The organism is Paramesorhizobium salinisoli (genome assembly GCF_003335045.1).
Lineage (GTDB): Bacteria > Pseudomonadota > Alphaproteobacteria > Rhizobiales > Rhizobiaceae > Paramesorhizobium > Paramesorhizobium salinisoli.
The window spans coordinates 299,452-325,814 of the sequence record NZ_QOZG01000005.1 but is presented as its reverse complement, the minus strand read 5'-3'; the positions used below and the strand labels follow the sequence as shown (position 1 = coordinate 325,814).

Sequence of the window (26,363 nt, the reverse complement as noted above, 5' to 3'; positions counted from 1 at the left end):
GGGGCATCGCTGATGCGCTTCTCCAAGCTGCGCCTTGTCGGCTTCAAATCCTTCGTCGAACCGATGGAATTCGTCATCGAGAACGGGCTGACCGGCGTCGTCGGCCCGAATGGCTGCGGCAAGTCCAATCTGGTCGAGGCGCTGCGCTGGGTGATGGGCGAAAACTCCTACAAGAACATGCGCGCTTCCGGCATGGACGACGTGATCTTTTCGGGCTCGGGCACCAGACCGGCGCGCAATACCGCCGAAGTGACGCTCTTCCTCGACAACCAGGACCGCGCAGCACCTTCAGCCTATAATGATGCCGATGAGTTGCAGGTATCGCGCCGCATCGAGCGCGAAGCGGGTTCGGTCTATCGCATCAACGGCAAGGAAGCCCGCGCCAAGGACGTGCAACTCCTTTTCGCCGACCAGTCGACCGGCGCGCGCTCGCCTTCCATGGTCGGGCAGGGGCGTATCGGCGAACTCATCCAGGCAAAGCCGCAGGCGCGCCGTGCGCTTCTGGAAGAAGCAGCCGGCATCTCCGGCCTGCACACCCGCCGTCACGAGGCGGAACTCCGTCTGCGTGCCGCCGAAACCAATCTCGAACGGCTCGAGGATGTCGTCGGCGAACTGGGAGCCCAGGTCGAGAGCCTGAAGCGCCAGGCACGCCAGGCCAACCGGTTCAAGGCGCTTTCCGCCGATATCCGCAGCGCCGAAGCCATTCTCCTCCACCTGAAATGGACACTCGCCAAGACGCAGGAGGCGGAAGCGCAAAGCGCGCTTTCGACGGCGACCGTGCTTGTCGCCGAACGGGCGCAGGCGCAGATGGCCGCGGCCCGGGAGCAGGGGATCGCCGCACACCGTCTGCCGGACCTACGTGATGCCGAGGCCAAGGCCGCCGCCGCGCTGCAGCGCCTGACCATCGCGCGCACGCAGCTCGACGAAGAGGCCGAGCGCATCCGCGCCCGCCGTTCGGAACTCCTCAAGCGGCTTGAGCAACTGGCCGCCGATATTGTCCGCGAAGAGCAGATGGTGCGCGAGAACGCTGATATCCTGGCGCGTCTCGACGAGGAGGAGCGCACGCTCAATGCTGATAACGATGCGGCTGGCGACCGTGATATCGAAACGCGCGCCGTCTTTGAAAGCGCCGATGCCAGGCTCCGGGAAAGCGAAGCGGCCCTTGCCCGCGTGACGGCGGAGCGCGCCGAGGCCGCTGCCGAACGCGCGCAGATCGAGCGCTCGCTGCGCGAAGCCGCCGACCGGCGTGACCGGCTGGCCAACCAGATGCAGGACGTCGAGCGCGAGATCGCCGCCATTGCCGCGCAGATCTCCGGGCTTGCCGATCCGGTTGAAAAGCGCCTTGCCGTGGACGCGGCGGAGGAAGCGGTGATCGCCGCCGAAGAGGCTGCCCTTGCCGCCGAGGAACATGTCGAGCAGGCCCGCGCCAGCGAAGCTGCCCTGCGCCAGCCCCTGAACGAGGCCCGCGCCGAGCTGAACCGGATCGAAACCGAGGCCCGGACGCTCGCCAGGATCATCAATGCGGACGCTTCCGACCTGTTTCCGGCGGTGCTGGAGCAGGTAAGGGTCGAAAAGGGATTCGAGACAGCACTCGGCGCCGCGCTTGGTGAAGACCTTGACGCGCCAATAGATGCGGGCGCGCCGGTATTCTGGGCGGGAACCGGAGATCTGGATAAAGATCCCAATCTGCCGGACGGCGTGCAGGCCCTGGCGAATCTGGTGAGCGCGCCGCGCCAGCTAGCCCGTCGGCTTGCCCAGATAGGTGTCGTCGAAGAGGCGGATGGCGCTCGCCTGCAAAAATTGCTGAAGCCCGGTCAGCGTCTGGTCAGCCGGGCAGGCGCGCTCTGGCGCTGGGACGGCTATACCGCGAGCGCCGACGCGCCGACGCCCGCTGCGCAGCGCCTTGCCCAGAAGAACCGCTTGGCGGAACTCGATCTGGAGGCCGTGGAGGCCACGAAGCATTTGCACGCCATTGAAGCGGCGGTCGCAAAAGCCGAAGCCGGCGTGCGCGAAGCGGTGGAGCGCGAGCGCACCGCGCGCGATCATTGGCGCGCAGCGCAGCGTGCTCTTGATGAAGCCCGGGAGGCGCTTGCGGCCGCTGAGCGCGCCGCCGGTCAGCTTTCGAGCCGCCGCGCCGCGCTCGACGAGGCGAAGGCCCGCATCGCGGAAAGCCTTGAAGAAGCGCAAATCCAGCTTGCCGACGCGGACGATCATCTGGCCTCCATGCCGGATATAGAGGAAGTCAACGCCCGTCTTGCCGCGCTGACGGCCGAGGTCACGGCTGACCGTGCCGCGCTCGCCGAGGCGAGGGCAGTCCATGAGGGTTTGCGCCGCGAGGCGGAAGCTCGCGCAAGGCGGCTGGAAGCCATCGGCCATGAGCGCAAGAGCTGGGTTTCCCGCGCGCAGAATGCCGACCGCCAGATTGAGGCGCTCGCCGAGCGCCGCGCCGAGGCAGCGGCGGAGGCCGAAGGGCTGGCCGACGCGCCCGACGAGATCGATCAGCGCCGCCGCACATTGCTGTCACAGCTCTCGCAAGCCGAAGCTCTGCGCCGGGAGGCAGCAGACAAGCTCGCCATCGCGGAAGCCCGGCAGGCCGAACTCGACAAGCTCGCCACCCAGGCCATCCAGGACCTTGCCGCCTCGCGCGAGACGAGGGCGCGCGCCGAGGAGCGCGGCTCCGCAGCGCAGGAGCGGCGCCAGGACGCCGAAAGGCGCATTCTCGAAGCGCTGAACTGTCAGCCGCATGAGGCGATGCGCATGACGGGGCTCGGGCCTGATGATCCGATGCCGGATATCGAGCAGGTCGAACAAAGGCTGGAAAGGCTGAAGATCGAGCGCGAGCGCCTCGGCGCGGTCAATCTGCGCGCCGACGAGGAGCAGAGCGAACTGGCCGAACGTCTGGAGGCGATCATCGGCGAGCGCGAGGATATTATCGAGGCGATCAAGAAGCTGCGCCAGGCGATCCAGAGCCTCAACCGCGAGGGACGCGAGCGCCTGCTCGCCGCTTTTGATGTCGTCAATGCTCAGTTCCAGCGGCTGTTCACCCATCTATTCGGTGGCGGTACCGCCGAATTGCAACTGATCGAATCCGACGATCCGCTGGAGGCGGGACTTGAAATCCTCGCCCGTCCGCCCGGCAAGAAGCCGCAGACGATGACGCTGCTTTCCGGTGGCGAGCAGGCGCTGACCGCGATGGCGCTGATCTTCGCGGTGTTCCTCACCAACCCCGCGCCGATCTGCGTCCTCGATGAAGTCGACGCGCCGCTCGACGATCATAATGTCGAGCGCTTCTGCAATCTAATGGACGAGATGGCGGCCACCACCGAAACCCGCTTTGTCGTCATCACCCACAACCCGATCACCATGGCCCGCATGAGCCGCCTGTTCGGCGTCACCATGGCCGAGCAGGGTGTCTCCCAGCTCGTTTCCGTCGACTTGCAGATGGCCGAACGGCTGCTCGAGGCGAGTTAGTTATTGTTGCGGAGCCCGCTCGGGCGAACAGGTCTCGGCGGCATGAAGATAGACCCAGCCACGCGGGAATCCGGAAATCCGCAAGGCCGCTTGATGATCTGGGCGGTCGCCGCCTCGCTCGCTCTTCACGCGCTTATTGCCGTGGCATTGTCTCTCATCCCGGCGATGCAGCCACCGGAATTGCCGCCTGAAGAAGCCGTTACGGTCGAGATCGTCATGCCTCCGCCATCCCCGCCTGTGCCACCTGCAGTACAGGAATTGGCGGTACCTCGAAAAGCCCCTGAAACATCCGAACCCCGCGCGGAGAAACCCGCTGATCCGCCGGCCATGGTCCACGCCACGAACCTGTTCTCGGCGAAAATGCTCGCCGACCCGCGCAACCGGCAGGCGAGGCAGGCTCTGGCGCAATTGGCCGGCCCTGACCGCATCGAGCAAATATGCGATGCCGAGGCGATGGAGCAGATCCAGCGCTGGCGGCAGAATTTCAAGCCCGACAGGCTTGTCGCCTATGCCATGTCGGGCACGAGGACCGACGGCGCCACGCTCATCGCCGATGGTGCAGCATTCAGGAGCAAAAGCCTGTGGTATAATGTCAAATTCAAATGCGAAATGGCAGCCAACCTCAGGAAAATTGCTTCATTCGAGTTTCAGGTGGGCGCTCCCATTCCGAGGGCGGAGTGGGAGACGCATAATCTGTCGGCTGTTCATTGAGCCGGGTGGCGCAAATGCCGTCGCGCGTCATTACTCGCCCCAGACCGCCAGTTCGTTGCCCGCCGGGTCCGTGAAGTGGAAGCGGCGGCCGCCTGGGAAGGAGAAAATCGGCCTGACGATCTTTCCGCCGGCTTTCTCTACGACATCGAGCGTTTCCTCCAGTTTTTCGGAATAAAGCACCGGCAGCGGTTTTGCCGCCTGTTCTCCCGGAGCGGCGTCGAAGCCGCCCTCCAGCCCCTCGTCGAAAGCCGAATAGGTCGGCCCGTAATCGGTAAAGGACCAGGAAAACGCCTCGCTGTAGAAATTCTTGACCTTGTCCAGCGTTCCGCCGGCGGCCGGCAATTCGAGATAATCGAGTTTACCCGTCATGCGCATGATATTAACTCCAATTTGTTCACTTTATGTTCTATATCCCTATCGAGATGAATGCAAGTGGCGATAAAGCCCGCATTATCACCAACATTGCCAAATACGTGTGAAATTCAAGGCGATAATGGCCGTTTGAATGGCCTGTGCGGAACCTTGGGGCCCTTAATCGATTTGAATTTGCGGCGCAGCATTTTGTGATGGCACGGGCCTCCTCTATCGCTTAAGCATCAAGGCTGACAGGTCTGCTGAGGAGGTCTCGATGGTGAAATGGGTCTATACGTTCGGTGACGGCAAGGCGGAGGGTTCTGCCGGCGACCGCAATCTTTTGGGCGGCAAGGGCGCCAATCTGGCGGAGATGGCAAGCCTCGGCCTGCCGGTTCCTCCCGGCTTCACCATCACCACCGAAGTCTGCAGCTATTATTACGATCATGACCGCAGCTATCCCATCGAACTCGAGGCGGAGGTAAGGAAAGCGCTGGCGCATATCGCGTCGTTGACCGGCCGCGCCTTTGGCGATCCGGCAAAGCCGCTTCTTGTCTCCGTGCGCTCGGGCGCCCGCGCGTCCATGCCGGGCATGATGGATACCGTGCTCAATCTCGGGCTCAACGACGAGACGGTCGAGGCGATCGCGCGGGAATCGGGCGATGAGCGCTTCGCCTATGACAGCTATCGCCGCTTCATCCAGATGTATTCCGATGTCGTGCTCGGCGTCGATCATGCCTTCTTCGAGGAAATTCTCGATGATACCAAGGCCAACTTTGGCCACGATGTCGATACGGACCTGACCGCCGACGACTGGAAGGGGGTCATCGCGCTCTACAAATCCAAGGTCGAGGAGGAATTGGGCGAGCCGTTCCCCCAATCGCCGGAAAAGCAGCTCTGGGGCGCCATCGGCGCCGTCTTCTCAAGCTGGATGAACGCCCGCGCCATCACCTATCGCCGCCTGCACAATATCCCGGCGGCCTGGGGCACGGCGGTCAGCGTCCAGGCGATGGTCTTTGGCAATATGGGCGAGACATCCGCCACCGGCGTCGCCTTCACCCGCAATCCGTCGACGGGCGAAAAGAAGCTCTATGGCGAGTTTCTCGTCAATGCGCAGGGCGAAGATGTAGTCGCGGGCATCCGCACCCCGCAGAACATCACCGAGGAGGCGCGCATCGCCGCCGGCTCCGACAAGCCGTCTCTCGAAAAGGTCATGCCGGATGCGTTCGCGCAGTTCCTGAAGATCGCTGATACGCTCGAAAGGCATTATCGCGATATGCAGGACCTCGAATTCACCATCGAGCGCGGCAAGCTTTGGATGCTGCAGACCCGGTCGGGCAAGCGCACCGCCAAGGCCGCGCTGAAGATCGCGGTCGAAATGGCCGGGGAAGGGTTGATCGGCCCGGAGGAGGCGGTGCTGCGCATCGATCCCGCCTCGCTCGATCAGCTCCTGCATCCGACCATCGATCCGAAGGCGGAGCGCAATATCATCGGCATCGGCCTTCCCGCCTCTCCAGGCGCGGCGACGGGCGAGATCGTGTTCTCATCCGAGGACGCCGAGACGCTGAAGGCAGAGGGCCGCAAGGTCATCCTGGTGCGCGTCGAGACCAGCCCGGAGGATATTCACGGGATGCACGCCGCCGAAGGCATCCTGACCACCCGTGGCGGCATGACCAGCCATGCGGCGGTCGTCGCGCGCGGCATGGGCAAGCCCTGCGTCTCGGGCGCAGGCTCGCTGCGTGTCGATTATCGCAACGAAACCATGACGGCGGCGGGCGTCACGTTGAAGAAGGGCGATATCATCACCGTCGATGGCGGCACCGGGCAGGTGCTCAGGGGCAAGGTGCCGATGCTCCAGCCTGAACTTTCCGGCGATTTCGGCCGCATCATGGAATGGGCCGACAAGACGCGGCGCATGAAGGTGCGCACCAATGCTGAAACGCCGGCGGATGCCCGCATGGCGCATTCCTTCGGCGCCGAGGGCATTGGCCTTTGCCGCACGGAGCACATGTTCTTCGAAGGCGAGCGCATTGTCGCCATGCGTGAAATGATCCTCGCCGATACGGAAGAGGGCAGGCGGACGGCCCTTGCCAAGCTCTTGCCCATGCAGCGCTCGGATTTCATCGAACTCTTCGAGATCATGAAGGGCTTGCCGGTCACAATCCGTCTTCTTGACCCGCCATTGCATGAATTCCTGCCCAAGACGGAAGCAGAGATCGCGGAAGTCGCAAGCGCCATGGGCGTCGATGCCGACAGGCTGCGCGAGCGGACCGAGGCCCTCCACGAGTTCAACCCGATGCTCGGCCATCGCGGTTGCCGGCTGGCGATTTCCTATCCGGAGATCGCGGAGATGCAGGCCCGCGCCATCTTCGAGGCGGCGGTGGAGGCCGGAAAGAATACCGGCGCGCCGGTTGTGCCGGAAGTCATGGTGCCGCTGGTCGGCCTCAAGGAGGAACTCGATTTCGTCAAGGCGCGCATCGATGCGGTCGCCGCCGAAGTCACGGAGGAAGCCGGCATCAAGATAGACTATCTCGTCGGCACGATGATCGAGCTGCCGCGCGCCGCCATCCGCGCACATGAGATAGCGGAAGCGGCGGAGTTCTTCTCCTTCGGCACCAATGATCTGACGCAGACCACCTTCGGCATCTCGCGCGACGACGCCGCGTCGTTCCTCTCGGTCTACCAGCGCAAGGGCATCATCGAGCGCGATCCCTTCGTCTCGCTGGATCTGGACGGTGTCGGCGAACTGGTGAAGCTCGCCGCCGAGCGCGGCCGCAGCACCCGTCCCGCCATCAAGCTCGGCATCTGCGGCGAGCATGGCGGCGACCCCGCATCCATCGCCTTCTGTGAGGAGACGGGCCTCGATTACGTCTCCTGCTCACCCTTCCGCGTGCCGATCGCACGATTGGCAGCGGCACAGGCGGCAATCCTGAACGCGCGGGCCAATTCGGGGAAAGCGGCGGCTGTTGCTCCGGCTGCATAGAGCTGTTGTTTCAGTTGCGCATACTGGAACCCCCCTCTGGCCGGCAGGCCAGGGGGTATTGAAGTGCGAACCCGCAAAACACCCCATAATTCTACAAATTAATCCTACCCGCCAAAACAGGCTGTAGAAACGGCCAATCTACAATCTCCGCCATAATTCGCCCTTGATGCTGGATCTATTTCCCGGCGTCGAAACCATTTCGGATGCCACATCGTGCGTTTTTCCCTTTGTACTTATGCACTTGCACTTGTTTTGATGGGCAGTGCGGCGGCCCATGCGGACGAGATCGTCGAGCCGCGCTTGCGCATCGCGGAGGGTGGCGCAGCGGGATCGCAGGTGGCGCTGACGCTGGACGCCTGTTCCGGCAAGACGGATGCGCGCATTCTCGATGCGCTCGTCCAGAACAGGATTCCCGCGACGATTTTCATCACCGGGCGGTGGACCAGGCACAATGCGGGGGCGCTGGCGGTCATGAAGGCTCACCCCGATCTGTTCGAGTTGGAAAATCATGGGCTGAATCATGTGCCCGCGATCGAAGGCCTCCCCACCATGTACGGTATCAAGACGGCGGGCACGCCTGACGCAATCCGGGCGGAGGTGCAGGGCGGCGTGGACTCCATGTGGTCGGCCGCCGGCGTCAAGCCGCACTGGTATCGCGATGCGACCGCAAGATATTCCCTTGGGGCCGTCGGGCTGATCGAAAAGATGGGGTACAAGGTTGCCGGCTATTCGCTTAATGGCGACGAGGGCGCGTCGCTTCTGGCTGCCTCAGTGGAGAAACGCATCGCCGCGGCCAAGGACGGCGATGTCATTCTCTCCCATATCAACCAGCCAACCCATTCGGCAGGCGCAGGCGTGGTCAAGGGCATTCTGGCGCTGAAGGCGAGGGGTGTGCGTTTTGTGCGACTGGAGGATGTCCAGACCTCACAGACGCTCGATCCGGTCCACATGCCAAAGCCGCTGAAAACCGCCGCCGCTGTTCGGATGTCCTCCGGCAGTTAATCTTCTTTGGCCGGATCGGTGCTGAGTTTGCGCATTACCGCTGCATAATTTCGGCCAAGGCTTTCGAAAAGCGCGTTCGCGCCTTCAAGCGGCGCGAGCGACAGCGTTATGCCGTCGTTGAGCAGCGTCACGAAGATGATCTGATCGTAAGGATTGCCGGGGATGGCGATCGCGCCGATCCTCTGCGCCCGGCTGGTGTCCAGCGCCGGCATATTGAACAGAAGTTCGCCACTGACGAGTTTTGCGGCCTTCGCGAGCGCGCCGTCAAAGCCATCGCTCAAAACATCCTGAGCGCCGAGCGCAAATTCGACTTCAACGGCCTCGAGTGTGGCCGCATTCTCGATCTGCGGCTTGTCCGGCCCTGGGCCGGTTGCAGGGGCTCGAATCATGTCACGCATACTCCACACCGAATCGACGGCGCCCCCATGCAGACAATGCCTGTTATAAATTGTTGTCGCAATGACACTTTTATGTTGAGCCACGACTTTAGTAGCACGTGTTAAACAAACTGTTGTTCCATGAGAGCGCCCTAACCGACCTTGGCCGCTTTGACCGGAAAAGCGCGGGCAGGTAAACCGTGATAACAGGATTGCGAAGACGGTAAGAAAAGGGGCGGACGGAGGTGATGAAACTGCGTTATATCAGGCGCAAATCGCGTTCCGCCGTCTGGTCGTTCCGGCTGGCGGTCTTTTCAGCCGTGCTTTTCCTGTTCTCCGCCCTCGGCCACCGTTTCCAGGCCATAGAGACGCCGGATTTCCTGGTGCTCGCCGTGCTGGCAGGCGCGCTGGCGCTTCTTGCGCTGCTGTTGGCGGCAAAGGGTTTCGCGGATCTCTGGCGCAATGGAGACAAGGGTGGCACGCGCTCCCTGTGGGGAGCCTTGATTGCGTTGGCGATCCTTACGCCTTTTGCCGTAACGGCCTATCTGGCTTTGGTAACGCCGCCACTCTACGACATTTCTACCGATCTCAGTTCGCCTCCGCAGTTTTCCCTCGCCGTCCTGCGCAAATCGGGAATGAACCCGATCGACGACAACACCGCACCGCGCGCCGCCATGCAGACCGCCGCCTATCCCGAAGCGACCGGAAGGCGCTACGAAGGCTCGCCGGACCGGATACTCGAAGCGGTCATGGCCGTTATCGGCGCCGAGGGGTGGACCGTGACCGGACGCTTCGGCATGCCGGGCGAACAGGTCGAAACCATCGTCGAGGCCGTTGCGCGCAGCTCTATCCTCGGCTTCACGAGCGATATCGCCATCCGCCTGACGGATGAGGGGCAGACGACCTATGTCGATATGCGCTCGGTCTCCCGCTACCGAACGCGCGACCTCGGTGCCAACGCCCGCTACATCGCGGATTTCATGATGCGGCTCGATCAGCAGGTCAGCGGCGCAGCGCCCGAGGGATAGCTCACCCCGGAACGAACACGCCGTCGAGCGCTGGATTGCCGTCGGTCGCCACGAGGCCGCGTGCGACCAGATCCTCCAGATGAGCCAGCACGGAGAGGCCGGCCGCGCCATGCAGGCGCGGGTCCGTGTCGCGGTAGATTGCCCTGACCATGTCGGGGATGGTGCGGTCACCCCTGCGGATGCGCTCCAGAACCGCGCGTTCACGCATCCGGCGATGCATGCGCAGTCCGCGCACGAATGTCTTCGGGTTTGTGACCGAACCGCCATGGCCGGGCAGATAGAGCCGGTCGTCCCGCGCGAGAAGCTTGTCCAGCGACGCCATGTAGTCGGCCATCGCGCCATCGGGCGGCGCGACGATCGTCGTCGCCCAGGCCATGACATGATCGGCGGAAAACAGTGCGCCGGTTCCTTCCAGCGCGAATGCCGTGTGGTTGGCGGTATGCCCCGGCGTGTGCACGGCCCGCACCGCCCAGCCGTCTCCTTCGATGATCGCGCCATCGGCAATGGCAATGTCGGGCTTGAAATCCATGTCGGCGCTGGCGTCGAGCGGGTTGATCTCGCCCAGATGCAGCGGGCGCGCCGGGCGGTGCATGCCTTCGGAAATGGTGACGGCGCCCAATGCGTCTTTTAATCTGGCAGCGAGAGGCGAGTGGTCGCGATGCGTGTGGCTGACGAAGATGTGGCTGACCGGGCGTCCGGCGATGGCGCGCATCAGCGCGGCATGATGCGCCTCGTCCTCCGGCCCCGGATCGATGATCGCCAGCGTATCATGTCCGACGAGATAGGAATTGGTGCCGTGAAAGGTGAACGGTCCCGGATTGTTGACCGTGATTCGCTGGATATTGGGCGCGACATCGACCGCATTGCCGTAATCGGGAGCGAAGGAATTGTCGAGAACAAGCGCCATCGGGGGGAGGACTCTTCAATGTGAGCGGGATGAGAAAAGTGTGAAGCGGTTAGCGCTCTTATCTCATAAACATGATCGGGCGTATTGCCGGGTAGCCGTTTCCTTAATATACGGTAACAATCAACGGTAACAGCCGCTCCGGAGGATGAGTTCATGATCCCAGTCCAAACCCGTATCGCAAACGCCTCGCTGGCTGAACGATTCCTGCCCGAGGGACAGCTTGCGCGCGCCTTCTGGCTCGTTTCGCTGGCGCTCGTCGGCACCGCGCTCCTGACGATCTCGGCCAAGATCAAGGTCGATCTGGTCTATGTCAACGTAACGATGCAGACATTCGCCCTCTTCGCCATCGCCGCCGCCTATGGCTCGCGCCTAGCCGTCGCCACCGTGGCGCTCTATCTCCTCGAAGGCGCGCTCGGCCTGCCTGTTTTCACCGGAACACCTGAAAAGGGCATCGGCCTTGCCTATATGGTCGGCCCGACCGGCGGTTATCTGCTTGCCTATCTCGCCGCCGCATGGGTCGTCGGCCGCGCCGCCGATCTCGGGCTTTCGCGCAATCCCTTTGCGCTCGGCGGCTTCATGCTCGCCGGCGAGGCGATCATCCTGGCCCTGGGCGCCCTGTGGATGTCCTATCTCTTCGGTCTCGAAAAGGGCCTGGCCTTCGGCTTCGGCATCTTCATCATCGGCGATCTGATCAAGCTGGCGCTCGCCGCCTGCCTGATCCCGGCCATCGGTGCGCTGTTCAAGCGCCGCTGAGGCCAACCGCCTGTTCAACAAAAAAGCCGGGCTTCATGCCCGGCTTTTTTGTTGACAAGAATCAGCCTGCCTCGCTTATCTCACAGCAGAATATCCAGAGGGCTTTCCCATGCAGGCTTCCTATCCCCGCGATCTCATCGGCTATGGCCGCCACACGCCCGATCCGCGCTGGCCGGGCGGTGCCAATATCGCTGTGCAGTTCGTCGTCAATTACGAGGAAGGCGGCGAGAGCTGCATCCTCGATGGCGATCCGGCGTCGGAATGCCTGCTTTCCGAGATCGTCGGCGCGCAAGCCTGGCCGGGCCAGCGCAATCTCAACATGGAGTCGCTTTATGAATATGGCGCGCGCGCCGGGTTTTGGCGGCTCTGGCGCATCTTCACCCGCCGTAATTTGCCGGTGACGGTCTATGGCGTGACGCTCGCCATGGCGCGCAATCCGGAGGCTGTCGCGGCCATGAGGGAAGCCGATTGGGAGATCGCCAGCCATGGCCTTCGCTGGCTGGAATACAAGGATTTTTCGCAAGAAGAGGAGCGTCGGCATATTCTCGAAGCCGTGCGGCTCCACACCGAGATCACCGGCTCGCGCCCCCTTGGCATCTATCAGGGCAAGCCGTCCGCCAACACGCTGAAACTGGTCATGGAGGAGGGCGGCTTCCTCTATTCCGCAGATTCCTATGCGGACGATCTGCCCTATTGGGTCAGGAGCCCGAAAGGCCCGCATCTGATCGTGCCCTATACGCTCGACGCCAACGACATGCGCTTTGCCACGCCGCAGGGCTTCAATTCCGGCGACCAGTTCTTCACCTATCTCAAGGACAGCTTCGACCTGCTCTACCGCGAGGGAGCGGAGGCCGCGCCGAAAATGATGTCGGTCGGGCTGCATTGCCGTCTGGTCGGGCGGCCGGGCCGCGCGGCCGCACTCGAACGCTTCCTCGATTATGTCATGAGCCACGACAAGGTCTGGGTGACGAAACGCGTCGACATCGCCCGCCATTGGCACGAGCATCATGCCGTTACGGAGCCCGCATCGTGAGGGTGGAAAGCCTCGATGTCCGCACGCTGACCCGGGAGGCCTTCGCCCCCTTCGGCGAGGTGATAGAGACTGAAGGCGCCGAAATGCGCCTCATCAACAATGGCACGACCCAACGCTTCCACGATCTCGCGAAAGTCGAAGCGACAGGCGAGGCGGCGCGGGTGCTGGTCAATATCTTCCGCGGACAGGCCTTCGCGCCGCCCATCGATATCGCCATGCTCGAACGCCACCCGCTCGGCTCGCAAGCCTTCATGCCGCTTGAGCGGCGGCCGTTTCTGGTGGTGGTGGCGGAGGACGAGGGCGGTCGTCCCGGAAGGCCCCAGGCATTTCTCGGACAAGGCAATCAGGGCGTCAACTACCGCCGCAATGTCTGGCATCATCCGCTGTTGGCTCTGGAACACGCTTCCGAGTTCCTGGTGGTCGATCGCGGCGGGGAGGGCAACAATCTCGAGGAGTTCTTCTTCGAGGATACCGTTTACCGGATCGCGAAGCTCCCTTCTGCACTGTAGCGGAATACGGTGACGACACCGAAGAAACAGCCATAGCTGCAATAATCCTTGACGGCCCTCTCTCTCCGTCCGAAGCTGATTTCCATGGCAAATTCGATCCGATTTTTTCTGAATGGTCAAAAACAGGATGTCGCCGTCCGCCCCGATACAACCGTTCTCGAATGGTTGCGCTCAGGCCCGCGGCTGACTGGGACCAAGGAGGGCTGCGCCGAGGGCGATTGCGGCGCTTGCTCGGTGCTGCTGGGTGACGCAGGCGATGGCGAGATCCGCTATCACGCCGCCAATAGCTGCATCATGACCATGGGGCAGATCGACGGGCGGGCGCTGGTCACGGTCGAGGGGCTGAAGGGCGAAACGCTTCATCCGGTCCAGGCGGCGATGGCCGAAAACGGCTCCTCACAATGCGGCTTCTGCACGCCGGGCATCGTCATTTCGCTCGCCGGCCTCGCGGCAAACGATGCTGCCGCCGACGACCACGCCATCCATGACGCGCTTGCCGGCAATCTCTGCCGTTGCACGGGCTACCGGCCCATCGTCGAGGCCGCACGCAAGGTGGTGGGCGAGGGCGGCGCGGCTATCCCGGGACCCGCCGTGGCGGCTCTGGCCGCACTGGAACCGGCGGCGGAAATCGCCACATCCGGCGCGGTCTTCCATCAGCCGCAAATGCTCGATGATCTCCTGAAGCTGCGCCGCGACAGGCCGGGCGCCGTACTGCTTGCCGGGGGCACCGATCTGGGGGTCGCGCTTGCGGATTTCCACGGCGATTGGAATGAAGTCATCTCCACCGCCCATGTGCGCGAACTGCGCAGCATTGAGGAAACGCCGACGCATCTGGGCTTCGGCGCTGCGGTGACATGGGAGGAAGTGCTGGCGCGGGTCGCGCCATTCTATCCTTCGTTTGCCACGCTTATTCGCCGCTTCGGCTCGACGCAGATCCGCTCCATGGGTACGATTGGCGGTAATATCGGCACGGCAAGCCCGATAGGCGACGGCCCGCCGGCGCTGATCGCGCTTGGCGTGGAGATTGAGCTTGCTTCATCCGGCGACAGGCGGACAATGCCGCTTGAGGATTTCTTCCTCGACTACCGCAAGACGGAGATGAAGCCGGATGAGGTTATTGCCTCGATCCGCATCCCCAAACCGGCGGTGGGGCAGGAGTTCCGCGTCTACAAGATTTCCAAGCGCTACGACCAGGACATCTCGACCGTCTGCGGCGCATTTTCCATCGTGCGGGAAGGCGGGATCGTCAGATCCGCCCGCATCGCATTTGGCGGCATGGCAGCCATTCCGAAGCGCGTGCCGGAGGCCGAGACGGCACTTGTGGGAAAGTCACTGGATGAAGACGCGGCGCGCGCCTGCGCCGCAGCCATTCGCAATGCCTTGTCCCCCTTGAGCGATTGGCGTGGCAGCGCGCAATACCGGCTGACGGTCGCCGCCAACCTTGCCGAGCGGTTCCGCCGCGATCTTTCGGGCGAGACGGTGGAGGTGATGGCGCTATGAACATCGAAAATCCGCATCAGGCCAAGACCGTCCAGCGCAGCATCGTCGGGCGCGGCATCGCGCATGATTCCGCCGCGCGCCATGTCGCGGGCGAGGCGACCTATATCGACGACATGCCGGAACTACCGGGTACGCTGCACGCCGCCTTCGTTCTTTCGCCCGTGGCCCATGGCAGGCTCAGAGGCTTCGACGCGAGCGCCGCGCTGGCAGTCACGGGCGTTGCCGGTGTCTGGTCGGCAGCGGACGTGCCGGGGATAAACGATGTTGGTCCCGTCTTTCCGGGCGAACCGCTTTTCGCCGAGGAACTGCTCGATCATGAAGGAAGGGTGATCGCCGTAGTCGCCGCCGACAGTTTCGAGGCCGCCTATCGCGCCGCGCGGCTGGTCAAGCTCGATATCGAGGAATTGCCTGCGGTCGTCGATGTCGAGGCGGCGCATGCCGCGAAGAGCTATGTCCTGCCGCCGCAGACCGTCAGCGAGGGCGATGCGGCGGGCGCAATCGCCGCGGCTCCCCATGTCTTCTCCGGCAAGCTTCGCATGGGCGGCCAGGACCATTTCTATCTGGAAACCCATATCGCCTATGCCATTCCGGGCGAGGGCGGCGACATGCTGGTCCATTCCTCCACCCAGCACCCGACCGAGGTGCAGCATCATGTGGCGCATCTCTTAGGCCTTCACGCCAATGCCGTGGAATGCCAGGTACGGCGCATGGGCGGCGGCTTCGGCGGCAAGGAGAGCCAATCGACGATCATCGCCGGTGCGGCGGCGCTGGTCGCCGCCAAGACGGGCCGCCCCTGCAAGCTGCGGCTGAAGCGTCGCGACGACATGGCGGGCACCGGCAAGCGCCATGATTACGTCGCGATCTGGAAAGCGGGCACGGACAACCGAGGCCGCATTCTGGGGCTCGAGGTGGAATATCTGGCGCGGGCGGGAAATTTGCCGGATCTGACCGGCGCGGTCATCACCCGCACGTTGACCCACACTGACAATTCCTATTTCATCGCCAATGCCCATTTCGTCGGCCATGCCTGCAAGACCAACACGGTTTCCAACACCGCATTCCGGGGCTTCGGCGGGCCGCAGGGGATACTCACCATCGAGGCCATCATCGACACCGTTGCCCGCGAGCTTGGCCACGATCCCAATGACGTGCGCCGCATCAACTATTATGGCGACGAGACGGGCGACATGACGCCCTATGGTCAGAAGGTCGAGGACAACAGGCTCATCGAGGTGACCGATGCCGTGCTCGCCTCCGCCTTCTGGCAGGAGCGCCGCCGGGAGATCGACGAATACAACGCCGCCTCGCCAATCATCCGGCGCGGGCTGGCGATGATGCCGGTGAAGTTCGGCATTTCCTTCAATCTCACCTCGCTCAATCAGGCCGGCGCGCTGGTCCATGTCTATCTCGACGGCTCAATCTTCCTCAACCATGGCGGTACCGAGATGGGGCAGGGCCTGTTCGTCAAGGTGGCGCAGGTGGTGGCCGAGGTTTTCCAGGTCGATCTCGACATGGTCAAGATATCCTCCACCGCGACCGGCAAGGTGCCGAACACCAGCGCCACCGCCGCATCGACCGGATCGGACCTGAACGGCATGGCCGCCTTCAAGGCGGCAACCGCCATCAGGACGCGGATGACGGACGTGGCCGCCGAACATTTCGGCGTCACGCAAGAGGAGATTGTCTTCCGCGAGGGCCGCGTCCATGCCGGAAACGAATCCATTTCCTTCGGTGAGCTCGCGAAGATGGCCTGGGCGAAGCGGGTACAGCTTTCCGAGGCCGCGCACTACGCCACGCCGAAGATCCATTGGGACGGCAAGGCGATGAAGGGCCGGCCCTTCTTCTATTTCACCTACGGGGCGGCGGTGGCCGAGGTCGCGGTCGATACGCTGACCGGCGAGACGCGCTGCCTGCGCGCCGACATCTTGCAGGATGTGGGCTCGCCGCTCAATCCGGCCATCGACCTCGGCCAGATCGAGGGCGCTTTCGTGCAGGGCATGGGCTGGCTTACCTGCGAGGAGCTCTGGTGGGACGGGAAGGGCAGGCTCAGGACGGTCGGCCCTTCGACCTACAAGATACCCGGCTCGCGCGATGTCCCGCCGCAATTCAACGTGCGCATTCTCGACAATGCGCCGAACCGCGAGGAAACCATCTTCCGCTCCAAGGCCATCGGCGAACCGCCGCTGATGCTGGGCATATCGGTGTGGCTTGCGATCCGCGATGCTATCGCATCCATCGCCGGCAAGGGCGTCGCGCCCGAACTCGATGCGCCCGCAACGCCGGAAAACGTGCTGCGCGCCATCACCAGGCTTGAAGCCCCTGCGGAGGCTGCATCGTGACGCTCGACGAACTGAACGAAGCGTCGAGGGAGGTCTTTGTCGCAGCACTGGGCGGCATCTTCGAGCATTCACCCTGGGTGGCAGAGGCGGTCGCGGACGAACGGCCTTTCGAAAGCGTCGGCGCACTGCATGAAGCGATGGCGGAAGCCGTCGCCACGGCAGGGCGCGACCGGCAGCTTGCCCTGATCCGCGCGCATCCCGATCTCGCGGGAAAGGCTGCAAGGGCCGGAACGCTTACCGAGGAATCCACCCGCGAGCAGAAGGGCGCGGGACTGGACCGCCTGTCCGATGCCGAGTTCGAGGAATTCCACCGGCTGAACGACGCCTACAAGGCCCGCTTCGGCTTTCCCTTCGTGCTCGCCGTGCGCGGCTTCGATGGCCGCACCCACGATGCGCATTCCATACTTGCATCCTTTCGCGCCCGGCTCGATAACTCTGTCGAAGCCGAGATCGACGAGGCGGTGCGCCAGATCGCCAGAATAGCGCGCCTGCGCCTTGATGATCTGATCTCGTAGGCACATAGGGGTAAAGGATGGGAAAGCTTTCCACACATGTACTGGACACGGCCCATGGCCGCCCCGCGGCGGCAATGCGTCTGGAGCTTTACCGCGTCCACGACAACGGCAAGACGGAGCTCGTCAAGCGCGCCGTGACCAATCTGGATGGCCGCACGGACGAGCCGCTTTTGGCTGATGGGGAGTTGCAGGCCGGACGATACGAGCTGCAATTCCACTGCGCCGAATATTTCTCCGGCCAGAGCTCCGAACTCTCCGATCCGCCATTCCTCGATCTCATCCCGATCCGCTTCGCCATCGCGAATGCCGACAGCAATTATCATGTGCCGCTGCTGGTAAGCCCGTGGTCGTACTCTACCTACAGGGGGAGCTGAAGCAATATCGCGCAAACAAGGACTTATCCAACAGTTTGCGTGTTCTCATAGAATTTTGGGCGGAAACGAACAAAAGGATTCGCCCCTTGGAAAACACCGCCAACCTGAAACTGCCCTATATCCTGCCGAGCCAGGCGCAGAAGCATGTCACCCATAATGAGGCGCTGCAGATCCTCGATGCGCTCGTGCAGCTCTCCGTCATCGACCGCGATTTGACGGAGCCTCCGGCGGGTCTCGTCGAGGGCGACCGATATATCGTCCCCTCTGGCGCAACCGGCGTCTGGGCTGGCAAGGATGGCGCAGTCGCCAGCCTCGCAGACGGCGCGTGGCTGTTCTTCACGCCTGAAGAAGGCTGGCTTGCCTGGGTGGCCGACGAGGACGTTCTTGTGGCATGGACCGGCTCCGACTGGTCGATTGCCGGCGGAGATGGCGAAGGCGTCACGATAGAGCAACTGGCGGACGGCACGATCCGTAAGATCGGCATCAACACGGCCGCTGACGATACGAACCGTCTTGCGCTCAAATCGGACGCCATCCTTTTGAGCCATGATGACGTGACACCGGGGACCGGCAATATACGCGCGACGCTCAACAAGGCGGCGCCCATCAATGATGCAGGCTTCGTCTTCCAGACGAACTGGTCGACGCGGGCGCTCTTCGGCATCCTCGGGGATAACAATTTCACGGTGAAGGTTTCCCCCAACGGATCGAGCTTCTTCACCGGCCTCACGATCGACAGCGCCAGCGGCCTGGTTTCCCAGAACAATCTGCCCAGGGCGGTGGCCGGCCTCAATTTCAACCAGAACCTTCCGGCAGGGGCCGCTAACGTCATCCAGTTGAACACGGCCATCGCCAATCCGATGAACATGTTCGACGCCGCCACGAACCGGGTGTCGGTGCCGGCTTCGGGCTTGTACCTGATCAGCTATACCGGCGGCATCACTGTCGCGGCCGGCGGCGACACGTCGATGCGTCTTGCGGTAAACGGTATAGCCGCGGCTGCCGGTTCGGCAATAACGGGGGATGTTACACAGATGGCGGGAAACAAGTTCTTCTCCGCAGCGATCTGCCTTCCCCTCAATGCCGGCGACTACGTCCAGCTATGGGGCGGCAACAGCGCCGCTGCATCCACTGCCATGGTTGACCGGTTCGCTCTCACGGTGGTCTATATGGCGCCGCTCACGGCCTGATCCGCGGCATCATTCATCAAACGGACCGATCAAAATCGTCGGGCGCCGCCACGGCCTGGATGAGCGTCCGGCAGCCCCATAATGGATAAACGGATAGCAATTGCTGTTGAGCCACAGGTACACGCAAAAGTGTGATTCGGTTGATGATTGTTACAAATGTCCGTTTTATCCATTATAAAGGCATGCTGATAACAGCGATTTCGGCGAGACATCCGGATTTGTACCGGCCCCTTGATGTCCGCTATGGAAAATATGGTGAAGCGTGCGGAAAACGGAACCTGCGGCGAACATGAAATTTGATCGTATTTGTGGAAAAATCTCGCTTCTTCCGCGGTTTTCCAAGCAGGTGATTCTGGTTTCCGCCGATTTCCTCGTCCTGCTCCTGAGCGTCTACCTGGCTTATGTCTTGCGGCTCGGCTTCCTTTTTACGCCGAATTGGAACCAGTGCCTTTTGATGCTGACGGCGCCTTTCCTTGCAATACCCGTTTTCCTGCGATTCGGGCTCTATAGGGCCATCATCCGCTACCTGCCGGAGCGGGCGATCTGGCCGATCGTCCAGGCGACGGCAATTGGTTCGCTGTTCTGGGTCACGCTTGTCTTTCTGACCGAAATGTCGGGGGGAGAGGGGGTGCCGCGTTCGGTGCCGCTGCTCTATTGGCTGTTGAGCACGATCCTGATTGCATCGAGCAGATTCGGCGCGAAATGGCTGCTGAAGTTCGCTCAAAGCGGCAAGACCTACAGCCATTCCGCCCTCATTGTCGGCGCAGGCGAAGCTGGCCGCCAACTGGCGACGGCCCTGCGCAGCCACAGCGACACATTCGTGCTTGGCTTCATCGACAACGATCCCGCGTTCTACGGCATGGATATCGCCGGCTTGCGCGTATATCCGCCCGAGCAGATCCAGAACCTCATCGAAAACCACGGCGTCACCGAAGTCGTCATCTCCGATCCGACGCTCGACAGCGCACAGCGCCGCACGCTCATCGCACAGCTCAGCAAGCTGCCGGTCAATACGCGCATCCTGCCGGCGATCGCCGATCTGACGCTTGGCAAATATCTGGTCAGCGCGCTGCGCAATATCGAGATTGACGATCTGCTCGGCCGTTCGCCCGTCCCGCCCGATGCTTCGCTTCTGCGCAGCATGGTGGAGGGCAGGGTGATCATGGTGACCGGTGCCGGCGGGTCGATCGGCAGCCAGCTTTGCCGCACGATCGCCCATTGGTCTCCCGCCAGGATCGTCCTGTTCGAGATGAGCGAATTCGCGCTCTATCAGATAGACCGCAAGCTTCGCGAGGAATCGCGTTGCCAAATCGTCCCGGTTCTGGGCTCGGTTCTCGACCAGGAACTTGTCGAGCGCACCATCGCGGAAAATGGCGTCGATACCGTCTATCACTGCGCTGCCTACAAACACGTGCCCCTGGTCGAGGCCAACCCCTTCGAAGGCATTCGCAACAATGTGTTCGGCACTGCGGCCGTTGCTGCAGCCGTCCTGACGACCGGTATCGAACGCATGGTCCTGATCTCGTCGGACAAGGCGGTCCGGCCGACGAATGTCATGGGCGCGACCAAACGTTGGGCCGAGTTCATCCTCCTTCACTATAGCAGGAAGGCGTCGGCGAGCGGCCAAAAGCAGTTCTTCTCCTCGGTGCGGTTCGGCAATGTTCTTGGCTCGAACGGCTCGGTCGTACCGCTGTTTCAGGAGCAGATTGCCCGGGGTGGTCCGATTACGCTGACCCACGAAGACATGACACGCTATTTTATGTCGATCAGGGAGGCATCGGAATTGATCATCCAGTCGGGAGCTGTATCGGAAACCGGCGATACCGTGCTTCTTGAAATGGGCGAGCCGGTGAAAATCCGCGATCTTGCCGAAAACATGATTCTGCTTGCCGGACTGACGGTGCGCAGCGAGGATAATCCTGAGGGTGATATCGCAATCGAAGTCGTGGGCATCCGCGATGGAGAAAAATTGTTCGAGGAACTCTTCTACGATCCATCGAGTGCGGAAGTCACCCGGCACCCGAAGATCATGAGGGCGCGGCACAGCGGTATCATCGTTCCCGATCTGCCGGCGGAGATCGAAAGATTGCGCGCCGCCGTCAAGGCGCGTGATGAGGAGCGCACGCGGCGCATTCTCTTCGGCCTGATCAACGCGGCGGCAAGCGAGCCGCACAGGCTGTCGGCCTGAAGAAAAGCTTAGAGAATTCCGCGAAAGCGCAGCAGAAGCGCGATCGTTACGGCGAATCCTGTGACGGTAAAGATCGCCGCTTCCGCGAAGCTGGCCGTGCCAGCCACGCCGGCCGAGCATATTCCCAGCACAATATTGAGCATCGCGACATGACCGATGACGCGCAGGACAGGCCAGCCGGCGCGCCGGGCAATCTGGTAGGCATGTTTCGAATGGGCGGCGAGAACATTCTCGCCGGAAATGAGCCGCTTCACCAGCGTCGTGCCGGTATCCATGAGATAATAAAGCGGCAAGAGCAGGCCCGCGAGCAGCGCCGTCTCCCGCGCAACCATCAGGAACACGGCGCCTGAGAGAAGACCGAGCGGCAGGCTGCCCGAATCGCCGAGGAATATGCGCGCAGGGGGCCTGTTGAAGAAGGCAAAGCCAAGCAGCGCGCCGCTTGTGACAGCCGCGACCACGCCGCTTTGCAGACCGGCCACCCCGAACACGGCAAGCAGCATTGCCGCCAGAAGCGGAACGCCGATACCGGTCACGGTCATCAGGTCGAGCCCATCCATGAAATTGGTCATGTTGATGAAGGAGAGAAGCACAAACACCATCAGCGCTGCCTCCAGCCATTGCGGCAGAAGGTCCGGAAGCAGGCGGAACTCCGGGCCGAATCCATAGACGCAAAGGCTGGCGGCAAGGATCTGCGCGCAAAGCCTGGCCGCCACCGGAAGCGAGTGCCTGTCGTCGAAGAAGCCCGTCAGCCAGAGAAGCCCTGTTGCAGCCGCCAGGCAGAGGAGAAGGCGCGCATCAAGGCCCGCTGCCGATCCAAGCGCGACGAGCACTGCAATCGCCGCCGGTATGACCGCCAGCCCGCCGATCTGCCGCGCCTGAGCCGTATGGTTGGAGCGCTCATTGAGCGCGGCTGCCAGAAAGCCCGATGGCAGCACTCTCGCCAGAACAGCCAGAAGCAGGGTCGCGGCTGCGGCACTCGCCAGAAATGCGCTGATCAGAAAGGAAATGATGGAAAACGGCATGTTCAGAAAAGATATGTTCATGAAAGACATGGGCCAGGCTCTCCGGGCACGGGATGCATGTCAGTATCACCGGCCGCGCGATCGGAGCAAGTCCGGCAAAAGATTAACCCGCTTTCGCGGAAACCGGATCTCCGAACGTGTCCAAAGCCATGAATTTGCAGCCCCCAGCCGCTCCCGGACCACAACCGCGCCGCCGCCTGTGGAAACACCGGCGTCAGGCTGCAAACTGCCGAAGACCTCCATTGCGCAAGCTCTCGCGAGCGGCTATAACGCCGCCCGATCGCTCCGTCTTTTCAGGCAGTCGATAGGAGCAATGGGGCGTAGCCAAGCGGTAAGGCACCGGTTTTTGGTACCGGCAATCCCTGGTTCGAATCCAGGCGCCCCAGCCATCGGTCCCAATCTATTGAGCTTTTCAGAGTTCCGCCCAAGGTCTGCAAGATCTTTTGCGAAGGAGAACGCACAGCGGAACTGAAATACCTCTCAGGTCGGTGATTTTCTATTGTGAAAAGCCGCTTCGGCTTTGACGTACTGAGAGTTTCTCCGTAAACAGGAATTGCCAGTAAAGCATTGGACTGAATAATATGAACATATCAATGATCGGCACGGGGTATGTTGGGCTGGTCTTCGGCGTTTGCTTTGCGGAGTTCGGCTTCCAGGTGAGGCGCCGATCTTTGAGCCGGGGCTGGACGAGCTGATGGCGCGCAATATCCGCGATGGCCGGCTGTCCTTCACCACTGATCTCGCGACGAGTGTGGCTGGAGCCGATGTGATCTTCATCGCGGTCGGCACGCCGTCACGCCTCGGTGACGGCGGGTCTACCGGCCGCTCAGAAGGCTGGGGCAACGTTCAGGAGGTGGCGCATGCCATCGGGAGGGACAAGCGTATTGGGGCGAAGTTCCTGCATGCGGGGCCAGGCTTCGGGGGCTGGTGCTTTCCCATGGACACACGCGCCTTCGCGGCGACGGGGCGCCGCTTTAACGTGCCGCAGACGCTGATCGAGGAGGTGGTGGCGCAACGAGGCGCGCAAGCAGGCGATGACCGCGCGCATCGCAGTGCTCGGCATCGCCTTCAAGCCCAATGCCGACGATATCCGCGCAGCGCCGGCGCTCGATATCATCCGGGCGATCTAGAAGGTGAGGCTGACCGTGCGCGCGCATGATCCGGAAGCGATGACGGCGGCCACGGCGGTGTTGCCTGGCGTCATCTGGTTCGCTTCGGCCTATGAAGCGGCGGAGGGCGCGGGTGTTACCGCGCTTTTGACCGAATGGAATGCCTATCGGGCGCTCGACTTGAAGAAAATTGTGAGCCTCATGACAGGAAACGTGCTGATAGACCTGCGCAATGTCTATAAGGCTGAGGATATCGAGGGGACCGGTTTCGACTATAGATCGGTGGGCAATCCGACCGCCATTCTAAAGGCGGCGGAATCACCCCACCACCTAAAGGCGGCGGAATCACCCCACCACGCAATCGAGATGGCTTCGCCGTAACTGGCTGGGACGGACACAGCTTATCAAGGGGGATACTTGCACAAGCTCATCATACAGATACCTTGTCTCAACGAGGAGGGAACGCTGGCCATTACCCTGGCCGACCTGCCCCGGCAGGTCGAAGGCTTCGAGACGGTGGAATGGATGGTCATCGACGACGGCTCCACGGACCGCACGGTCGAAGTCGCGCGGGAGAATGGTGTCGATCATATCGTATCGCTTCCGCACAATCAGGGCCTCGCCAAAGCCTTTATGACCGGCATCGAAACGGCGTTGAAGCTCGGCGCTGATGTCATTATCAACACCGATGCCGACAATCAGTATGACGCATCGTGCATTCCCGATCTCGTCCGCCCGATCCTGGAAAAGCGCGCGCTGATCGTCGTCGGCGCGCGACCGATCAGCGATATCGAGCATTTCTCACTGATCAAGAAATTCCTGCAGAAGTTCGGAAGCTGGGTAGTCAAGATAGCCAGCGATACCGAAGTAGCCGACGCACCGAGCGGCTTTCGCGCCATCCACCGCGATGCCGCTATCAGGCTGAATGTCTTCAACCCGTATACCTATACGCTGGAAACGATCATCCAGGCCGGGCGCAAGAACATTCCGATCACGTCGGTGCCGATCCAGGTGAATGGCGATCTGCGCCCATCGAGGCTGGTGAAAAGCATCCCGAGCTATGTGCGCCGCTCGCTGATCACCGTGGTGAGAATCTTCATCGTCTATGCGCCGCTGCGATTCTTCTCGGTCTGCGCGGCCATCGTTGCACTGCCGGGACTGTTGATGATCGCACGGTTTCTCTATCATTACCTGATGGGAGATGGCAGCGGCAATATCCAGTCGCTCATCCTTTCCGGCGCGTTGCTGGCTCTGGCCGGCATCCTCGCAATGAGCGGCATTCTCGCCGAACTGATCGCCGTCAACCGGCAATTGCTCGAGGAGATCAAGGTCAGGCTGTTGCGGCAGGAGCTTGGCGAGCGCACATCTCCACACATCATCCCGGACGTCGACCATATTATGGTAAAGCCGAAGAAGATAAGCGGAAAACGATAAGATGACGCAAACGCACGCAGCCTACGACAACGTCCCGGGCAATTATTACGACAAATACAACACGCGGAACCCGATTGCCCGTTATCTGATGAACGGCTTTCTCGATAGCTTCGATGCCCTAACGGCAAAGACCGGTGTTCGCAGCGCCTATGAAGTCGGTTGCGGGGAGGGCAATCTCTCGATGCGTCTTCACGACCGTGAATGGGATGTCCGTGGAAGCGATCTGGAGGCGGTCAGTGTTGCCGAGGCCAATCAGCAATGCGCCACGCGCGGGATCGCGCCGAAATTCGAAACCCGCTCGCTTTTCGATCTGAAAGCGGAAGAAGCCTCAGCCGAACTGGTGATCTGCTGCGAGGTGCTGGAGCATGTGCCCGATACGGAACAGGCCTTGGCTGTCCTGAGATCTCTGGCAAAGCCCTATCTCCTCGTCAGCGTGCCGCGTGAACCGATCTGGCGGGCTCTCAATCTCGCCCGCGGAAAATACATCACGGATATGGGCAATACGCCGGGACATATCCAGCACTGGTCGTCGGCATCCTTCCTCGACCTGCTGAGCAAATCGGTGAAGATCGTGGATGTGCGCAAGCCGCTTCCCTGGACGATGGTGCTGTGCCGGTGTGACTGAGCCGATGCACTCCGAGGGAATCGAGCGGGAAAGCAAGGTCAGATCTGTTGTTCAGATGATCGGCATTGCTGTAAGTTTAGCAGCACTCGCCTTTGTCGGCATGGCAATCCACCGCTCCTTCGGGGAGCTTCAGCAGCAGCTGATTTCTCCGTTATTTCTAGCCGCAGTCGCCGGTGGCGCCGTCGCCTATGCAGCGGTTTTGCAACTCATTGGGTTGGCGTGGCACCGGCTGCTGGCTGCCGTCGATGATCCGGCACTCCCCCTGAAGGATGCGCTGGCTATTTTCGGGCGGACGCAGATTTACAAATATCTGCCGAGCAACGTCCTTCACATGGTCGGACGCTTTGCGATGGCGAGGAAAGCCGGAGTTTCCAACAGGGCGCTTGCCTTCGCGCAAGTCGGAGAATTATCAATCCTCGTGCTTGCGGCGACGGCGATGGCCACGCTTTTGTCCAAATCAGTCCTTGTCGACGCCCTGGCGCGATATGGCTTGAATGATCCGATGCTGATCACGGCATTGATGGCAACGGGCTTCATCATCCTGGCGGTCGGAATCATTCTCCTGTTTCGTTCCAGGATGGCATCGGTTGGGCGGAAGGCCCTCAGCGCCGCTGCAATGGCATTTTTCCTCTATATCCTGTTCTTCATCGGCAACGGTCTGCTGATCGTAGTGCTCTGCAGAGCGCTGAACTTTGGCGGCACCGGCAGCACGGCTGAACTCATCGGTATCGGAGCGGCTGCCTGGCTCATAGGCTTCGTCGTCCCAGGCGCGCCTGGCGGCCTCGGCGTCCGCGAAGCCGTTCTCATCGCAGGCCTTTCGGCTGCCGGCTTTCCCGCGGGAATTGCGACGGCTGTCGCTCTGGGTAATCGATTGGTCACTATTCTCGGCGATGGGATGGTGGCCCTATGTGAATTTGCAATACGCCGTCTTTGGTGATGGGG

At 62.0% G+C, this 26,363-nt stretch carries 23 protein-coding genes, 1 tRNA gene and 1 pseudogene; 21 read left to right on the top strand and 4 right to left on the bottom strand.

Annotated features, from left to right (window positions below; translation table 11 throughout):
- The first annotated feature begins 12 nt into the window (after positions 1–12).
- Entirely contained in the window at positions 13–3,471 is a 3,459-nt protein-coding gene (gene smc, locus DUT91_RS13780) for a chromosome segregation protein SMC (protein WP_114440967.1), read from the top strand.
- A gap of 42 nt (positions 3,472–3,513) precedes the next feature.
- Positions 3,514–4,182, top strand: a complete 669-nt coding sequence (locus tag DUT91_RS13775; RefSeq protein WP_245419714.1) for a DUF930 domain-containing protein — start codon at positions 3,514–3,516, stop codon at positions 4,180–4,182.
- A 30-nt stretch (positions 4,183–4,212) separates the two neighbouring features.
- On the opposite strand, the gene DUT91_RS13770 is transcribed toward DUT91_RS13775, so the two are convergent.
- Positions 4,213–4,557 carry a VOC family protein gene (locus DUT91_RS13770; protein WP_114440966.1) on the bottom strand — a complete coding sequence of 115 codons (345 nt, stop codon included), beginning with the start codon at positions 4,555–4,557 and terminating at the stop codon, positions 4,213–4,215.
- 253 nt (positions 4,558–4,810) lie between these two features.
- Here DUT91_RS13770 and ppdK point away from each other — a divergent pair, with 253 nt between their 5' ends.
- Both ppdK and DUT91_RS13760 read left to right on the top strand, forming a co-directional pair.
- A complete protein-coding gene (gene ppdK, locus DUT91_RS13765) occupies positions 4,811–7,516 on the top strand; it encodes a pyruvate, phosphate dikinase (protein WP_114440965.1) in 2,706 nt (901 codons plus the stop codon).
- 255 nt (positions 7,517–7,771) lie between these two features.
- The gene (locus DUT91_RS13760; RefSeq protein WP_114440964.1) at positions 7,772–8,518 is read left to right on the top strand and encodes a polysaccharide deacetylase family protein; all 747 of its coding nucleotides are present in this window, start codon (positions 7,772–7,774) and stop codon (positions 8,516–8,518) included.
- On the opposite strand, the gene DUT91_RS13755 is transcribed toward DUT91_RS13760, so the two are convergent.
- The gene (locus tag DUT91_RS13755) at positions 8,515–8,907 is read right to left on the bottom strand and encodes a hypothetical protein (RefSeq protein ID WP_200834965.1); all 393 of its coding nucleotides are present in this window, start codon (positions 8,905–8,907) and stop codon (positions 8,515–8,517) included. The two genes, DUT91_RS13760 and DUT91_RS13755, sit on opposite strands and share 4 nt — an antisense overlap.
- 236 nt (positions 8,908–9,143) lie before the next feature.
- Here DUT91_RS13755 and DUT91_RS13750 point away from each other — a divergent pair, with 236 nt between their 5' ends.
- On the top strand, positions 9,144–9,923 hold the full coding sequence (locus tag DUT91_RS13750) for a DUF1499 domain-containing protein (protein ID WP_245419713.1): 780 nt from the start codon (positions 9,144–9,146) through the stop codon (positions 9,921–9,923).
- A 1-nt stretch (position 9,924) separates the two neighbouring features.
- Here the strand turns inward: DUT91_RS13750 and DUT91_RS13745 are convergent, their stop codons facing one another.
- The gene (locus DUT91_RS13745; RefSeq protein WP_114440962.1) at positions 9,925–10,830 is read right to left on the bottom strand and encodes an MBL fold metallo-hydrolase; all 906 of its coding nucleotides are present in this window, start codon (positions 10,828–10,830) and stop codon (positions 9,925–9,927) included.
- Positions 10,831–10,983: 153 nt separating this feature from the next.
- On the opposite strand from DUT91_RS13745, the gene DUT91_RS13740 reads away from it, so the two are divergent.
- From DUT91_RS13740 to DUT91_RS13700, 9 genes are all read left to right on the top strand, one after another.
- Positions 10,984–11,583, top strand: a complete 600-nt coding sequence (locus DUT91_RS13740; protein WP_425373792.1) for a biotin transporter BioY — start codon at positions 10,984–10,986, stop codon at positions 11,581–11,583.
- 109 nt (positions 11,584–11,692) lie between these two features.
- Positions 11,693–12,616: an allantoinase PuuE gene (gene puuE / locus DUT91_RS13735; protein WP_114440961.1), complete on the top strand. Its 924-nt coding sequence runs from the start codon at positions 11,693–11,695 to the stop codon at positions 12,614–12,616.
- Entirely contained in the window at positions 12,613–13,125 is a 513-nt protein-coding gene (locus DUT91_RS13730) for an ureidoglycolate lyase (RefSeq protein ID WP_114440960.1), read from the top strand. The genes puuE and DUT91_RS13730 overlap by 4 nt, the downstream gene beginning before the upstream one ends.
- Positions 13,126–13,209: 84 nt before the next feature.
- Positions 13,210–14,625 carry a xanthine dehydrogenase small subunit gene (xdhA, locus tag DUT91_RS13725; RefSeq protein ID WP_114441210.1) on the top strand — a complete coding sequence of 472 codons (1,416 nt, stop codon included), beginning with the start codon at positions 13,210–13,212 and terminating at the stop codon, positions 14,623–14,625.
- A complete protein-coding gene (gene xdhB, locus DUT91_RS13720) occupies positions 14,622–16,964 on the top strand; it encodes a xanthine dehydrogenase molybdopterin binding subunit (RefSeq protein WP_114440959.1) in 2,343 nt (780 codons plus the stop codon). The genes xdhA and xdhB overlap by 4 nt, the downstream gene beginning before the upstream one ends.
- Positions 16,961–17,479: a 2-oxo-4-hydroxy-4-carboxy-5-ureidoimidazoline decarboxylase gene (gene uraD / locus DUT91_RS13715; protein ID WP_114440958.1), complete on the top strand. Its 519-nt coding sequence runs from the start codon at positions 16,961–16,963 to the stop codon at positions 17,477–17,479. The genes xdhB and uraD overlap by 4 nt, the downstream gene beginning before the upstream one ends.
- 17 nt (positions 17,480–17,496) lie before the next feature.
- Positions 17,497–17,853, top strand: coding sequence for a hydroxyisourate hydrolase (gene uraH / locus DUT91_RS13710; protein ID WP_114440957.1), 357 nt, complete (start codon positions 17,497–17,499; stop codon positions 17,851–17,853).
- 86 nt (positions 17,854–17,939) lie between these two features.
- Positions 17,940–19,043, top strand: coding sequence for a DUF2793 domain-containing protein (locus DUT91_RS13705; protein ID WP_160113650.1), 1,104 nt, complete (start codon positions 17,940–17,942; stop codon positions 19,041–19,043).
- Between the two features lie 289 nt (positions 19,044–19,332).
- A complete protein-coding gene (locus DUT91_RS13700) occupies positions 19,333–21,231 on the top strand; it encodes a polysaccharide biosynthesis protein (RefSeq protein WP_114440955.1) in 1,899 nt (632 codons plus the stop codon).
- 8 nt (positions 21,232–21,239) lie between these two features.
- On the opposite strand, the gene DUT91_RS13695 is transcribed toward DUT91_RS13700, so the two are convergent.
- Entirely contained in the window at positions 21,240–22,238 is a 999-nt protein-coding gene (locus DUT91_RS13695) for an MraY family glycosyltransferase (protein ID WP_425373801.1), read from the bottom strand.
- 329 nt (positions 22,239–22,567) lie between these two features.
- On the opposite strand from DUT91_RS13695, the gene DUT91_RS13690 reads away from it, so the two are divergent.
- From DUT91_RS13690 to DUT91_RS13670, 7 genes and pseudogenes are all read left to right on the top strand, one after another.
- Positions 22,568–22,642 (top strand) — tRNA-Gln (locus tag DUT91_RS13690).
- Between the two features lie 192 nt (positions 22,643–22,834).
- Positions 22,835–23,064: pseudogene (locus DUT91_RS27425) on the top strand (UDP-glucose 6-dehydrogenase); the annotation flags it as partial.
- 42 nt (positions 23,065–23,106) lie between these two features.
- Positions 23,107–23,412, top strand: coding sequence for a hypothetical protein (locus tag DUT91_RS27420; protein WP_425373800.1), 306 nt, complete (start codon positions 23,107–23,109; stop codon positions 23,410–23,412).
- Positions 23,399–23,743: a UDP binding domain-containing protein gene (locus DUT91_RS27415; protein WP_425373791.1), complete on the top strand. Its 345-nt coding sequence runs from the start codon at positions 23,399–23,401 to the stop codon at positions 23,741–23,743. Before DUT91_RS27420 ends, DUT91_RS27415 begins: the two co-directional genes overlap by 14 nt.
- A 36-nt stretch (positions 23,744–23,779) precedes the next feature.
- Entirely contained in the window at positions 23,780–24,796 is a 1,017-nt protein-coding gene (locus tag DUT91_RS13680; RefSeq protein ID WP_114440953.1) for a glycosyltransferase family 2 protein, read from the top strand.
- Between the two features lies 1 nt (position 24,797).
- Positions 24,798–25,421, top strand: coding sequence for a class I SAM-dependent methyltransferase (locus DUT91_RS13675; RefSeq protein ID WP_114440952.1), 624 nt, complete (start codon positions 24,798–24,800; stop codon positions 25,419–25,421).
- Positions 25,422–25,425: 4 nt separating this feature from the next.
- On the top strand, positions 25,426–26,358 hold the full coding sequence (locus DUT91_RS13670) for a lysylphosphatidylglycerol synthase domain-containing protein (RefSeq protein WP_160113649.1): 933 nt from the start codon (positions 25,426–25,428) through the stop codon (positions 26,356–26,358).
- Positions 26,359–26,363: the final 5 nt, after the last annotated feature.